Genomic DNA, 15,011 nt, shown 5'->3' on the forward strand with positions numbered 1-15,011 from the left:
GCATACACGAGGAGCAAGGAACATGCAGCAAACACAAGCCGCTAGTGCAAGTGAATCTTTAAATGCGACCCACAATTCTTCCAGCAGCGAATTTCTGACTTTTCGGTTGGGCAAGGAGGAATATGGTATTGAAATTTTGAAAGTCCAGGAAATTCGTGGCTATGACGCGATCACACGTATTGCCAATGCTCCGGAATTTATCAAGGGTGTGGTCAATCTGCGCGGCGTGATTGTGCCGATTGTCGATATGCGCATCAAATTCAATCTGGGCGAAGCGCATTACGACCAATTTACCGTCGTCATCATATTGAATTTGTCTGGGCGCGTGGTAGGCATCGTCGTGGACGGGGTCTCCGACGTCATCAATCTGGAAACTGAACAGTTACGAGACACCCCGGAGTTCGGCGCGGTCATCGACACCGAATACATCATGGGGTTGGGTACCGTGGATAACCGCATGTTGATTTTGGTGGATATCGAAAAGCTCATGAGCAGTCGTGAAATGGGTTTGTTGGAACAGGTGAGTGCCTAGTACTCCGTTCCGCCAAACCGCTTACATGAAATCGCGCCTTCGCCTGTCATGCGTTGTTGCAAATCCTCGCCATAGCTACGGCTATGACTGCGGTTTGCGCCTAGGAGGCTGTCCGAGAATAGCGATCGTAGCGAGGGCAAGGCTGATTGGCTGGATTTTTCGATCATTTGAGGCGAATAGTCATTCTATTCAACGAAAAGGATCGAAAAATCCAGCCAATCAGGCTCGTCCGCAGTAGATCAGTCTATTCTCGGACAGCCTCCTAGCCTGGCAGGCGAATCCATCGATTTCATTTGTAAGCTAATTGGCGGAACGGAGTACTAGGCAAGAGCATGAAAAAACGGGTAATTATTCTGTTAGCGAGTCACATCGAGTGTAAGGAGTAAATATGTTGCAAAATATGACGATCAAGTCCCGGCTGGTTTTGATCATTGGCGCGTTGTCGTTGCTGCTGATAGGGATCGGTGCCATGGGGCTGTATGGTATGTATCAATCCAACGCAAAACTGGAAACGGTCTACGAAGATCGGACTGTGCCGCTATCGGATTTGTCACATGTGCTGGATAGCATGCAGCAGATCCGTTTGCACGCGGTCATGGCCGCCAATCTGAGGAATACCGATGCCGCCCGTCAACGCGCGGCATCGGTGGTGGAAGTCGATACCGACGTTAATCAGCGTTGGCAGAAATTCAGTTCAACTTATCTCACCTCCGAAGAGCAATCATTGGCTAACCGCTTCACCGAACAGTGGAAAAATTATCAGGCATCACGCAATCACACACTGAATTTGGCCATCAACGGTGATTTTGAAGCTGCCATCGAAAATATGGTCAAGGATGCGGGCGGCAAGTTCGATGCCGTGCATGATACGTTGTTTCATTTGATCGAATTGCAGGAACGGGTTGCAGCGGAAGAGTATGCGCTCGCCCAGGCAGATTTTTCCAAAATGCTGATGACGGCGATCACTGCAATTGTATTGGGTGTCCTGTTTGCGGGCGTGTTCGGGTTTGTCCTGATTGGTGCGATCAGCCGTTCGATCAACCAGGCGGTCAAGGTGGCGGAAGGCATTGCTACCGGTCAGCTGGATCAAAGGATTGAGGTCACTGGGCGTGATGAAATGTCAGTGTTGTTGCAGGCAATGCGCAAGATGGCCGCAGTATTGAATAGTTTTTCCGAAGCGCAGCAGCAGATGAAGAAGCAGCATGACCTGGGCTTGATCAGCCATCGCATTCCAGTGGGACAGTTCCCTGGCAGTTATGGCGAGATTGCTGCAGCGACCAACGAGTTAGTGTCTGCACATCTGGCGGTCAAGAAACGGCTGGTGGAAGTCATTTCGCGCTACGCACAGGGTGATTTGTCGATGGATATGGACAAACTGCCGGGTGAAGAAGCGCAAATCACCGAAGCAATGAACAAGGTTAAAACCAGCCTGCAGGCCATTAATGGCGAAATCAAGTACCTGGTGGATGGCGCGGTGGCGGGTGATTTCTCGCGTCGTGGCAAGGCGGACAGGTATCAGCATGAATTCCATAAAATGGTCGATGGTTTGAACCAGCTGATGCATGTGTGCGAAACAGGTCTGAAAGACATGATCCGTATTCTGGATGCTCTGGCTGATGGCGATTTGACACAGAAAATCACCAATGAGTACCAGGGTATGTTCGCGCAAATGAAGGATGACTCGAATATTACGATTGCACAATTGACGAGCATCATTGGGCAGATCAAGGAAGCCGCGGAACTGATCGGCACGGCCTCGAAAGAGATTGCCGATGGCAATGTCGATTTGTCGCAACGCACCGAAGAGCAGGCGGCCAACCTGGAAGAGACCGCTGCCAGCATGGAGCAGTTGACCTCGACAGTGAAACAAAATGCGGACAATGCGCGCCAGGCCAATCAGCTGGCGGCATCGGCCTCGGATGTGGCGGTCAGAGGGGGCGATGTGGTCGGCCAGGTAGTGCAAACCATGAGCGCGATCAACGATAGTTCGAAGAAAATAGTCGACATTATCAGCGTGATAGATGGGATTGCCTTCCAGACGAATATTCTGGCGCTGAATGCGGCAGTGGAAGCGGCACGCGCGGGTGAGCAGGGCCGAGGCTTTGCGGTAGTGGCGACAGAAGTGCGCACTCTGGCGCAGCGCTCGGCGGCAGCAGCCAGAGAAATCAAGGAGCTGATCGGTAATTCGGTGCATAAGGTCGAGGATGGTACTCAGCTGGTGGATCAGGCTGGCAAGACGATGGAAGAAGTCGTGCTGTCGGTCAAACGTGTGACCGACATCATGGGCGAAATCTCGGCCGCCTCGCAGGAGCAGAGCCTGGGTATCGAGCAGGTCAACCAGGCGATTACCCAAATGGACGAAATCACCCAGCAGAATGCGGCGCTGGTCGAACAGGCGGCGGCCGCATCGGAATCAATGCGCGAGCAGGCGGATCAGTTGGCGCGCGCAGTGGCTGCCTTCAAGCTGGAGCAGGGCATGGGACAGGCGAAGGCCCATCCTTCTGCATTTGTTGAACGGCGTGGTCCGAACCGGGCAGCCAATGTCGAACGATTGCCGCATGCCAAGGGCGGCAGCAAAACCGCCAAGACCGGCAAACCAACAGCTTCAGCGCCTGCCAGAACCGGAACTGATGGAGACTGGGAAGAATTCTGAACAGTCGAGGGAATGGGTTAGCGTTTTATAGCGAAGAACTGAGTCAATACGGGAGACCATGTAATGCGGATCAACATGCCGATCACCAATGTAGGGAAGGAAATGAAGGATGGAGAATATCTCGTTTCCCGGACGACCCCCAAGGGTGTGATCAACTATATCAATCAGCCTTTTGTTGATATCAGCGGCTATACCGAGCAGGAGCTGATCGGGCAGGCGCACAATATTGTGCGCCATCCGGACATGCCACCCGAGGCGTTCGAGGATTTCTGGCATACGCTCAAGCAGGGCAAACCCTGGAGTGGGATGGTCAAGAATCGCAGCAAGGATGGTGGCTATTACTGGGTTTATGCCAACGCTACCCCGATCAAGGAGCAGGGCCGGATTACCGGGCATATGTCCGTGCGCAGCAAGCCAACCCGTGAGCAGATTCAGGCCGCCGAGAAGCTGTACCAGGAAATGCGCGAAGGGCGGGCAAAAGTGCGCATCGTGGCAGGCGAGGTGATTGCAGAGGGATTTTGGGGCGCGATCAGGCAAAAAATTGGTCGGGTCTCTCTGCGTGCCCGGATTGCCTTGCTGGCCACCGTACCTGCATTGGGTATGGCGGTATCGGCCTGGCTGATGCCGCAACATGCTGGACTGGCCTATGCCGGAATGATAATCAGCTTGGGCCTCGCGGGCGGGATGGCGGCCATGTTGTATCGCGCGATTCAGCAGCCGGTCAATACCCTGATCGGGCATCTGGAAAAAATGGCACAAGGCGACTATACCTCCCAGATTACGGTGGCCAACCATGATGAAATCGGCCGCCTGACTGAGTCCTTGAAGTCCATGCAAATCCGCGCCGGGATTGACTTTGCGGAAACCAAACGGATGAATATCGAGAATTTGCGCGTTCGTAACGCGCTCGATATCGCCACCTCGGCGGTGATGATTTCAGATACTTCAGGCACTGTCATCTTTATGAACCGTCTGGTGCGCAAAATCCTGGCGAGTACAACAGACGAGACGGCAGTGTTAAGCAAGTTGAAACCACGCCTGGCCGAATTGTCGCAGCCTCAGCAAATCGACAATGTCAAGATGGGCAAGCGTACCTATTCACTGATATTGATGCCGGTCATGAACGAAGCTGGCGAGCGGGCTGGCGCGGCGGTCGAATGGCGAGACCGCACGCAGGAATTGACAGTCGAGAAAGAAGTGGTGGAGATTGTGCGGGCGGCCGTGGCAGGTGACTTCGGCAAACGCTTGCCACTGGAAGACAAGGAAGGGTTCTTCAAGCAGCTGGCTGAAGGTATCAATCAGCTCATGGCCACCACCTCCAACGGATTGAACGAACTGGCGAATGTCCTGGGCGCGCTGGCGGATGGGAACCTGGCCCAGCAAATGCGAGGCGAATACCAGGGCATGTTCGGCAAATTGCAGGAGGATTCCAATGTCACGATTGCCCAATTGACGAGCATCATTGGCCAGATCAAGGAAGCGGCGGAACTGATCGGCACGGCCTCGAAAGAGATTGCCGATGGCAATGTCGATTTGTCGCAACGTACCGAAGAGCAGGCGGCCAACCTGGAACAGACGGCGGCCAGTATGGAAGAGCTGACTTCGACCGTGAAGCAGAATGCGGACAATGCCCGCCAGGCCAATCAGCTGGCGGCGTCAGCTTCGGATGTGGCAGTCAGAGGGGGCGACGTAGTCGGCCAGGTGGTGCAGACCATGAGCGCGATCAACGACAGCTCGAAGAAAATCGTCGACATCATCAGCGTGATCGATGGCATCGCTTTCCAGACCAATATTCTGGCCTTGAACGCGGCGGTGGAAGCGGCGCGCGCGGGTGAGCAGGGGCGTGGCTTTGCGGTGGTGGCAACCGAAGTGCGTACCCTGGCGCAGCGTTCGGCAGCCGCCGCCAAGGAAATCAAGGAGCTGATCGGCAACTCGGTGCACAAGGTCGAAGATGGCACCCAGCTGGTGGATCAGGCAGGCAAGACAATGGAAGAAATCGTGCTGTCGGTCAAGCGTGTGACCGACATCATGGGCGAAATCTCGGCTGCTTCGCAGGAGCAAAGCCTGGGCATCGAGCAGGTCAACCAGGCGATTACCCAGATGGATGAAATTACCCAGCAGAATGCGGCATTGGTCGAACAGGCAGCGGCCGCATCGGAATCGATGCGTGAACAGGCGGAACAGCTGGCGCGGGCAGTGACCAGTTTCAAACTGGAGCAAGGCATGGGGCAGGTAAAGACCCATGCGCCGGCATTTGTTGAACGGCGTGGCCCGAACCGGGCAACCAATGTCGAGCGGTTGCCGCGTGCCAGGGGTGGGGGTAAATCTGGCAAGGCTGGCACGCCAGCCAAAACCGGCACTGATGGGGAGTGGGAAGAGTTTTGAGCCGACAGGTGATGATACGGTATGGAGGCACACCAGAAGTTTGGGGATGACGCAGGGAAGATTCGGCCACGCATGATTATGCATGGCTGAATCTTCTGCCGGATGCTGTTCAGATACATCCTTGGATTTGGTACGTCCCACTTAACTTTTATAGCGAAAGTATCCTATGAGTGCAGAGCCTCAGTTTGAGCAAACCTCCCGTGAATATGCCTTTTCCTTGCGAGATTTTGAGTCGGTCAAAAAAATGATCTACGCTCGCGCTGGCATCGCTCTGGCAGATAACCGGCAGGAAATGGTCTATACCCGGTTGTCCCGCCGCTTGCGCATGACAGGCGCACAGAGTTTCGGCGATTATTTGCTGCGTTTGGAAAGCAATAGTGAAGATGAGGAATGGGAGGCATTCGTCAATGCGCTGACAACCAATCTGACCGCTTTTTTCCGGGAAGCGCACCATTTTCCGATATTGGCCGAACACATGAAGAGGAAAAGAACCGGCAAGCTGATGAAGCTCTGGTGCAGCGCATGTTCGACTGGAGAAGAAGCGTATTCCATGGCAATCACCATGGTCGAGACCTTCGGTTCATTCAAGCCACCTGTGCGCATCCTTGCCACCGATATCGATACCAACGTGCTGGCGACTGCCCGCCAGGGTGTGTACCCGATGGAGCGGCTGGAAAGCATGTCCCAGGAGCGGATCAAGCGCTTTTTTCTCAAAGGCAGCGGGGGGCGTGACGGTTATGTCCGGGTCAGGCCGGAGTTGTTGGATCTGATTGCATTCAAGCAGCTCAATCTGCTGGGGGCCGCCTGGCCATTGCGCGGGCCATTCGAGGCGATCTTTTGCCGCAATGTCATGATTTATTTCGATAAGCCTACGCAATACCGGATACTGCAGAAATTTATACCCTTGCTTGATCCCGATGGGTTGCTGTTCATGGGGCATTCGGAGGTATTCCAGCATGCGGCGGATTTGATCAAGATTTGTGACCGCACGGTTTATAAGTCGGTTCAAAAAAATGTTTGACTTGAATTTTTTGAAATTTATGTATTTTGCTATTAAAAATTTGACTGGTCGCCGATTGCTGGTAATCGTAGTTGTCGCGTGGGTGCTCAGCTTAAGCCAGACAGCGTACAGCGAAACGGCTACAACCACTTTCTCAGTATCTGCCACGGTAGATACCAGTTGCCTGGTGGAAGCAACACCCTTGGCTTTTGGTAATTATGATCCAACTGCTGCTTCCGATCTGGATGGCGCCAATACCGTCACTGTCACCTGCACAACGGGCACGCCTTACACCATTGGGCTCAATGCCGGGATAGGGGATGGTGCGACGGTATCGGTCCGCAAGATGACTTCGGGTAGCAATACACTGGAATATACCTTGTATCAGGATGCAAGCCGGACCACTCTCTGGGGGAATACAATAGGAACCGACACGCTCGGCGCCACTGCTGTGGCCGCACCAACGGTTCATAATGTCTATGGCAGGGTATTCAGTGGACAGCCTGCGCCGGCCGGAGCTTATGCTGATACCATAACAGTCACGTTGGATTTTTAAACCACTGGCATCATGGCATGAGTGTATTGTTTCGTCATTTTGTTGTTCTGTTGTTGTGCGTGTCGTTTTTTTTCAATCTGGAAGCGAGCACATTCCAGATCAATCCCACCCGGATCACGCTATCCAGATTGCATTCAGTCGCGGTGCTGAAAATTGGCAACGAAAGCGATGCCGCGCGCGTGATGCAGTTGAAGGCAATGTCCTGGACACAGCATGCTGGCGAAGATCGCTATGCGGCTACAAGTGATCTGTTGGCTACACCCCCCATTTTTACTTTACCCCCAGGCGGCACCCAGATTGTCCGAGTAGGGTTGCGAAGACAGCCCGATAAACTGCATGAGCGGGCTTATCGACTGTTCCTGCAAGAAGTGCCGGTTGAAGGGGAATCATCAGCCGAAGTCAAGGTCACACTGCGCTTTGGCATTCCCGTTTTTGTGGCACCGCTCGAGAAAACAGCGCATCCATTGCTGGAGTGGCGAGTCGGTATCACGCCTGACAAAGCATTGCGTGTGGAAGCGACCAATCATGGCGAGGCGCATGTGCAGATAACGGGATTTTCCTTGCAAGATGTGACGAATCATTCAGTCCTGGCTGAACACAGGGGAATGGATTATTTATTGCCGGGTCAAAGCCGCTCCTGGTCGATCAACGCTTCTCATATCCTCCTTCCCGGTACACGATTGAAGATTAGCGGACAAACCGATGCTGGAGAGGTTGACGCCGAAGCGGTGTTGGGTGACTGAGACATCGTGCTTTCGTCTCATTATCCTTGCTCTAATTTCAGTCGGTGGCTGTCCAGGTTTCGAAGCAATGGCCTGGGCGCGGGAGAGCGATAAATTGCCCCATGATGCCAACGAGCGCAATGTGGTTAAAGTTAAAGGAGAGACTGTGGCAGTCTGTATGGACGGCATGGCCGCATATCAGGAAAGCATCTTTGACGTTTCCCTTAATGGCCGGCATCTCAAGCAAAACATATTTGCTCTGATTTCGCCTGATCGCGATATCTGGGTGCGGCAGCAGGATCTGCCGGGATGGCGTCTACCGGAGCCGATTCGGAACGAGCAAGCATGCAGACTGGAAGAACAGGTTTTCATTCTGCTCAATGGCATTGAATCAATCAAATACAGCGTGAATGCTGCCACACAATCCTTGCAGATTGAGGTCCCGCCGGATCAGTTACCTACTACAACCATCAATTTGCTTTCTGCCTGGGATGATATTCCTCAGATTCCGGCAATCGGTGGTTTCGTCAATTATGATTTTTCTGCCCAGCGATTCAACGGTGCGCACATGGTCGGTGGGTTAGCGGAAATCGGGATGTTTGCGGGGGGTGGGGTGATGACGACACAGTTTCTTGGCCGTGATTTGAGTGCAGACCGCAGTGTTATCCGGCTTGAGAGTACGCTGACGCTCGATGATCCCGAGCGAATGGCCAGCCTGAGAGTTGGGGATACAGTCAGTCGTGGCGGTGCATGGGGGCGGCCAGTTAGATTGCTTGGCCTGCAATGGGGAACCAATTTCGCAACCCGCCCTGATTACATCACTTTCCCATTGCCCGCTTTCTCCGGCTCGGCCGCTTTGCCCTCGACCGCGGAAGTCTATATCAACAATGTTTTGACGTATCAGGAGAATGTGGAGGCTGGTCCTTTCTCGATCCGCGAGCTTCCTGTCGTGACCGGTATGGGTGAGGTCAGAATGGTCGTCAGGGATTTGCTCGGACGCGAGCAAATTCTACATCAGCCTTACTATGCTGCCCGTAATCTGCTCAAGCGCGGGCTCAGTGATTTTTCTTATGAAATAGGGTGGGCACGCCGGAATTTTGCGTCGCGCAGCAATGATTATGGCAACTGGCTGCTGTCGGGGACGAAACGATATGGATGGAATGATGGCCTGACAACAGAAGTGCGTGGAGAGTTAAGCGTCGATCACCGGGTGACTGGATTGAGTGGCGTCATGTTGTTTCCCACATTGGGGATTTTCGATGCCGGTTTTGCCGCAAGTCATAGTGGCCGGGGCGTGGGCGGGCTGATAATGTTTGGCTTCGATCGATTGACGCAACGAATGAGTCTGGGCGCGCGCACCCAAATCACTTCCCGTAATTTTGATCAACTTGGATTTCAGTCGCATGACACGGTATTCGGTGGGCGTATCTCGGCGCCAGCGCAGCAGACGACCGCACATATCGGCTGGCGGGATGCGCGATTGGGATCGTTCGGGCTCAGTTATTTGCGCATGGATAATCGCCATGCCTCGGATAGCGAACTGATAAGTGCCAGCTACAATCAGAGACTGGGACGGGGCTGGTTTATGGGGTTGACCGCAATCAAAAGCTTGCGGGAAACAAGCCAGCATTCTCTGGGATTGACCTTGACCTATGCACTGGATGAACGCACAACGGTTAACATGAATACCAACTGGCGTGATCAGGGATCGAATGCTGCGATGATGCAAGTGCAAAGGAATCTTCCACCGGGGACCGGAATGGGTTATCGAATTCTGGCCGGTAAAGAGGGGGGTGAGCGGCTGGAGGCTGGCCTGAATATGCAGAATGATTATGGTACTTACATGCTGGAAGCCGCACACAGCTATTTTGGCAATGCGCTGCGTGCTTCGCTGCGAGGGGGATTTGCTTTTCTGGGGGGGGAAGCATTTCTCGCGCGCCAGCTTGGGGACAGTTTTGCCGTTGTTCAGGTACCGGGTTATCCAGATGTTCAGGTATATGCCGAGAATCAACCCGTTGCACGTACCAATGCCGCCGGTAATGCGCTGGTTCCAAGGTTGCGCCCTTATCAGAGAAATCGCCTCAGTATTGAGCAGATGGATCTGCCATTGGGCGCCAGGGTCGACGTGCTGGAGCAGCATGCCATTCCCTATTTTCGAAGCGGTCTCACAATTGAGTTTCCTGTACATCAAGCGAATGATGCTTTGCTCAGAATTATTGCGCCAGACGGACAGGTGGCGGCGTCTGGAACATTGGTACAGGTTGTCGGACAGGAAGAATTATTTCCAGTTGCATTGGATGGGCAGGTTTTTCTCTCTGGGCTGGCAAACAATAATCAACTGCGCGTGAAATTACCCGACGGGCAAGTTTGTGAGCTTGAGCTGAATTATTCCAAGAATGATGATCCGTTACCGGATCTTGGAGATTTTTATTGCGAGGAACTGATTCATTGAAGACCACGAGCATACAGATTATTGTTTGTTTGTCGTTAATATTTGCAATGGTGTGGCCAAAAAGCGTGCAGGCAGTTGGGAGCTGTACGGTAAGCGCCAATAATCTCGGGTTTGGAAGCTACAACTTCCTCAGCCCGGCGACACTCGAGTCAAGCGGTAACGTAAGGGTCAGCTGTTCGTTGGTTGGCTTAGTCAGCCTGTTGATCAGTTATGAAATTTTGCTGAGTCCCGGCAACAGTGGTAGCCATACACCCCGGTATTTAATGAATGGCGGAAATCAGCTGCGCTACAACCTGTATACCAATGCCGCCCGGACCAGTATCTGGGGAGACGGTCATGCCGGTACGGCAAGAATCACCGATGGCTACCTTTTGGGTCTGTTGACAGTGGTGCGGAATTATCCGGTGTATGGTTCCATTCCAGCTGGGCAAAACCCTTCGGCAGGGACGTATGTCGACACAATTGTCGTTACACTCAATTTCTGAGTGGCCCAAGCACAATTAAAATCATGATAAATCCCCATCACGCCACAAACTTCTACTTCGATCAGTACTTCAATCTCGATGCAGTCAAATTGTTGCCGGGTGAGTATTATGTGACGACGCGAGAGATTGTGCTGACGACCGTTCTGGGCTCCTGTGTTTCGGCCTGCGTGTACGACAGCCAGAGTGGCATCGGTGGCATGAATCATTTTATGCTGCCGGCTGGCAAGGATGATCAAGGCGTCCAGCTGGCTTCCGCGCGTTTTGGAGATTATGCGATGGATGCGCTGATCGGGGAAATCCTCCGGAGCGGGGCGCGTAAGGCCAATCTGGTGGCGAAAGTGTTCGGTGGAGGAAATGTGCAGCGCGCCATGCTTTCGTCGAGAATCGGCACCCAAAATGCTGATTTCGTCAAAACCTATCTGGCTGAACATGGCATTCGTATTCTTGCCGAGGATTTGGTCGGCTTCAATCCACGCAAAATTTATTTTTTTCCTCACAGCGGCAGGGTGTTGATGAAGAAGTTGTATGTCTTGCATAACGATTCCATCGTGCAACGCGAGCAACGCTATGGCCGCCTGTTACAAACTCTTACGGAAATGGACATACCATCCGCTATCCCCAACAATCAGGAGAATCCTTATGGACAAAATCAGCGTGCTGGTCGTCGATGACTCCGCGCTCATTCGTAAATTATTGACGGATATCATCAATAGCCAGCCGGACATGGAGGTGATCGGGGCTGCGCCCGATCCACTGGCCGCGCGCGAAATGATTCGCACATTGAATCCGGATGTGCTGACGCTGGATATCGAGATGCCGAAAATGGACGGGCTGGAATTTCTGGAAAAGCTGATGCGGTTGCGGCCGATGCCGGTGGTGATGGTATCCACCTTGACGGAACAGGGATCGGAAGCCACCTTGCGCGCACTGGAGCTGGGCGCGGTGGATTTTGTCGCCAAGCCGAAAATGGATATTCGCCATGGCCTGGAAACGTATGCCGATGAAATAGCGAACAAGATCCGGGTGGCGCGTGCTGCCAGAATCCGGCGTCCAGATACAGTTGCCAGCAATCGCAGCCATGACGCTTCCGAGAGTTTGCCTGCTGTGTTCAAGCGTCATGGCATGTCGACCGAGAAACTGATCATCGTGGGGGCTTCCACAGGTGGGACCGAAGCGATCAAGGATTTCATGATCAATCTTCCACCGGATTGCCCTGGCATTCTGATTGCCCAGCATATGCCGGAAACCTTTACCCGTACCTTTGCCGAGCGCCTGGACCGGCTTTGTAAAATCCAGGTTGCGGAAGCGCAGGGCGGGGAGCGCGTATTGCCTGGTCATGCCTATATTGCACCCGGTCATTCACACCTTTTGCTCAAGAAAAGCGGCGCAAATTATGTAACCGAATTGAGTCAGGCCGATCCTGTCAATCGCCATCGTCCGTCAGTGGATGTGCTGTTCCGCTCGGCTGCCCAGTATGCCGGCAAGAATGCAGTCGGCGTGATCCTGACCGGCATGGGCAAGGATGGCGCAGCAGGCATGCTCGCGATGCGTCAGGCCGGCGCCTATAACCTGGCACAGGATGAGGCAAGCTGTGTCGTGTTCGGCATGCCCAGAGAGGCGATTGCGGTGGGCGCTGTCGATGAAGTCGTGCCGTTGAAGGACATGGCAAAACGTGTGCTGGTGGCCTTGTCAGGTATGGGTAAACAGGCTGTTCGCGTGTAGGTATCTTGGGCAGAGTTTGGCCACATCATACTGAACTGAAAAAATTGTAAAGATTCTTCTTCACGGACCGTTGTTGATTGCGAGTTTCATATTCTTGCTGCATATGGAATGACGGAGTGCCTGTATTGGATTTAATCAAGGAAAATTGATTTTTAATTTAATGGAAGGAGTTTTGAAATGTCTCTGCTAGGTGGTTTTATTGATGAAAGTTTGGAGGGTGTTGAGGGCCTAATAGATCTGGGTGTGGATGTTTCTGATGATGGTATCGATGCCAATGTTGGTATTGGCGATACGGGTCTTGACGCAAGCCTTGGAGGAAGTGGCGGCGAAAGTGATAGCCCCGACCATGGTGACGATGAGGGAGCTGGTGGAACTGGAGATTCCGGCGTTGCTGGAGATGGTGGAAGTGCTGGCAGTGCTGGAGGGGCTGGTGGAATCAGAGGCCCCAGTGGTACTGGAAATGCCTATGACAATAATAAGGCTTTTGTTTTCGAAGTGTCTGGCAATGAAGTGATCGCATTTTTTGAACTGATTGACGGCGTTCTGAAGCCGGCTGCCATGCAGCCCAACGAATTTTTTGTTCTGGACGGTAGGGATATCGTTCGTAATAAAGGTACGCATTTCGGAACCGAGATGACACGTTTCGTGGAAGCTAACGATGATGGGCTATTCTTTCGGGATTCTGAATCATGGTCAATCGATCATGAGCGTAGCGGTCCCTTTCCCTCATTCTTGGAGCCGCTGAGGTTTGCCGGTACGGATGGTGATGATTTTTTGTCGGTACGTGAGGGCACGCTCAGCTTTGGTGGCGCCGGTGCCGATGCTTTCGTTATTCGCGAAGCAGCGCATTTGCAGATTCTCGATTTCAATAAAAATGAGGGCGACAAGCTGGTTTTCGATTTGGCAATAGGACTGCAGTCCAAGGAGCAACTCAGTAGTTATATTACTGATATCGCTTACGAAGATAATAATTTCGTGGTTTCATTTGGATCTGCTGCATCGATTACGCTTATGGGAGTCAATCCCGATCAGATAGGTTGGGCGGATGTGGTAGTTATGAGCTGAAACGCGACGGCGTATTGAAGTGCAAAGCCTTGCAATCGGGGTGTATCACTGATTTTAAGGGTGTAAGAATATTCTGCGCGTAGCGTTGTTGGTTTATGCCGGACATGCGTATAGATCAGAGACTTATTCAATAACTATCAAGACTCGTACTTAGGTACGCTTTCAAAATGAAATTGTATGTTGATAGAATGTTTACCAGAGCAGACACTGTTTCTAGTGGTTGCTCTGGCTAAGTCACAAATTTGTCAATTACAATGGAGATAAAAACAATGAATAAGTCTCTTGCTTTGAAAAAAACAATCTGGGCCGCTACGGTGTTATGCTTGCTGGCTGCGTTGTCATGCTCGGCTTATGCATCCAAGGGCGGGGGAGGCGGGTCCAAAAACAATGGAGGTGGCGCTGTTGAAAGCAGTAGCGTGAGCGACAGCCTTATCGGAACAGTCGGTGGAGAGGCTTATGGCCTTTCTTTGGAAGTGAATGGGCTGAGAGGGTTGCTGAGCAGCTTGTCTGGGTTGAGCGTTGATTTGGGCCCATTCCCTTATGTCAGTCTTGCGCCATATGGGGGTTTCGATGCCGAAACACTGTTACGCTTGAACCTCTTGGATCTGGTCCAGAGCAAGACATTATCCACCATTACGGCTGGTGGTGTTGGTACAGCTAAGGCGGGTGCAATGAGCGTAAGTTCTATTGAGCATCTCAATTTGCTCGGTGGCCTGATTCGTGCCGATTTGCTGCAGTCGATCTGCAGCAGCTATGCAAACGGGGAGCAAGCGAACAGCGATGCTACTACCACTCTGGGTAACCTTTGGATCAGCGGCAAGAAAATCAGTCTCTCAGCGCCGCCTAATACCAGAGTCGATTTGGTAAGTGGATTGACGAAACTTGGTACCGTTGTGATCAATGAGCAGAAGCAAACCGGCGATGGGGTCAATAGCAGTGGTATTACCAGCAATGTATTGCGCGTCAGCCTGCGCAAAAGCCTGCTATCCTTGCTGGATGGCGAAATCATCGTCTCGTCCGCACAGTGCGGTGTTCATGCCAGGAAAGTCGGAGCGGAAGAGCCGCCAGTCGATCCTGATCCAGAAGCCAGTGGTTTCGTTACCGGTGGCGGACGGATCGGCAGCGGTTCGGATTTTGCTACCTTTGGATTCAATGCACGTCCCGGCAAAGGGCAGCTGCAATACAACGATCATGCGACAGGTATGAAGGTGCATGGATCGACAATTACAGATTTTGAAATTCAAGGTAATTGTGCGATTTTCTCCGGTTCTGCCAGGGTCGACAATCAGGACGGTGTCGATTTCACAGTCGAGGCTTGTGATTATGGTGAACCCGGGATCAATAATGACACTTTCAGTATCGAGCTGGATACCGGCTATAGCAAATCCGGGGTCTTGACAGGCGGCAACATCCAGCTGCACTGATAACCCAAACAATAA

At 52.6% G+C, this 15,011-nt stretch carries 12 protein-coding genes; all 12 read left to right on the top strand.

Annotated features, from left to right (window positions below; translation table 11 throughout):
• Nucleotides 1-22 precede the first annotated feature (22 nt).
• A complete protein-coding gene (locus ABTW62_RS02355) occupies nt 23-532 on the top strand; it encodes a chemotaxis protein CheW (protein ID WP_430902969.1) in 510 nt (169 codons plus the stop codon).
• A gap of 388 nt (nt 533-920) precedes the next feature.
• Entirely contained in the window at nt 921-3,185 is a 2,265-nt protein-coding gene (locus tag ABTW62_RS02360) for a methyl-accepting chemotaxis protein (protein WP_430902970.1), read from the top strand.
• Between the two features lie 63 nt (nt 3,186-3,248).
• Complete coding sequence (locus tag ABTW62_RS02365; protein WP_430902971.1) at nt 3,249-5,570, top strand: methyl-accepting chemotaxis protein; 2,322 nt, start codon at nt 3,249-3,251, stop codon at nt 5,568-5,570.
• A 166-nt stretch (nt 5,571-5,736) separates the two neighbouring features.
• Nucleotides 5,737-6,591 carry a CheR family methyltransferase gene (locus tag ABTW62_RS02370; protein WP_430902972.1) on the top strand — a complete coding sequence of 285 codons (855 nt, stop codon included), beginning with the start codon at nt 5,737-5,739 and terminating at the stop codon, nt 6,589-6,591.
• Between the two features lie 19 nt (nt 6,592-6,610).
• Complete coding sequence (locus tag ABTW62_RS02375; protein WP_430902973.1) at nt 6,611-7,126, top strand: Csu type fimbrial protein; 516 nt, start codon at nt 6,611-6,613, stop codon at nt 7,124-7,126.
• Nucleotides 7,127-7,143: 17 nt separating this feature from the next.
• Complete coding sequence (locus ABTW62_RS02380) at nt 7,144-7,869, top strand: fimbrial biogenesis chaperone (RefSeq protein WP_430902974.1); 726 nt, start codon at nt 7,144-7,146, stop codon at nt 7,867-7,869.
• 67 nt (nt 7,870-7,936) lie between these two features.
• A complete protein-coding gene (locus ABTW62_RS02385; RefSeq protein ID WP_430902975.1) occupies nt 7,937-10,300 on the top strand; it encodes a fimbria/pilus outer membrane usher protein in 2,364 nt (787 codons plus the stop codon).
• 47 nt (nt 10,301-10,347) lie between these two features.
• Nucleotides 10,348-10,785, top strand: coding sequence for a Csu type fimbrial protein (locus ABTW62_RS02390; RefSeq protein WP_430902977.1), 438 nt, complete (start codon nt 10,348-10,350; stop codon nt 10,783-10,785).
• Between the two features lie 23 nt (nt 10,786-10,808).
• A complete protein-coding gene (cheD, locus tag ABTW62_RS02395; RefSeq protein ID WP_430902978.1) occupies nt 10,809-11,456 on the top strand; it encodes a chemoreceptor glutamine deamidase CheD in 648 nt (215 codons plus the stop codon).
• Entirely contained in the window at nt 11,425-12,507 is a 1,083-nt protein-coding gene (locus tag ABTW62_RS02400; protein ID WP_430902979.1) for a protein-glutamate methylesterase/protein-glutamine glutaminase, read from the top strand. The genes cheD and ABTW62_RS02400 overlap by 32 nt, the downstream gene beginning before the upstream one ends.
• 177 nt (nt 12,508-12,684) lie before the next feature.
• Nucleotides 12,685-13,572 (top strand): hypothetical protein, encoded by an 888-nt coding sequence (locus tag ABTW62_RS02405; RefSeq protein ID WP_430902980.1) that lies wholly within the window; start codon nt 12,685-12,687, stop codon nt 13,570-13,572.
• A 269-nt stretch (nt 13,573-13,841) separates the two neighbouring features.
• Nucleotides 13,842-14,996, top strand: coding sequence for a choice-of-anchor P family protein (locus ABTW62_RS02410; protein ID WP_430902981.1), 1,155 nt, complete (start codon nt 13,842-13,844; stop codon nt 14,994-14,996).
• Nucleotides 14,997-15,011 lie beyond the last annotated feature (15 nt).

Source organism: Nitrosomonas sp. ANs5, from assembly GCF_050584665.1.
In the GTDB taxonomy this organism is placed as follows: Bacteria; Pseudomonadota; Gammaproteobacteria; order Burkholderiales; family Nitrosomonadaceae; genus Nitrosomonas.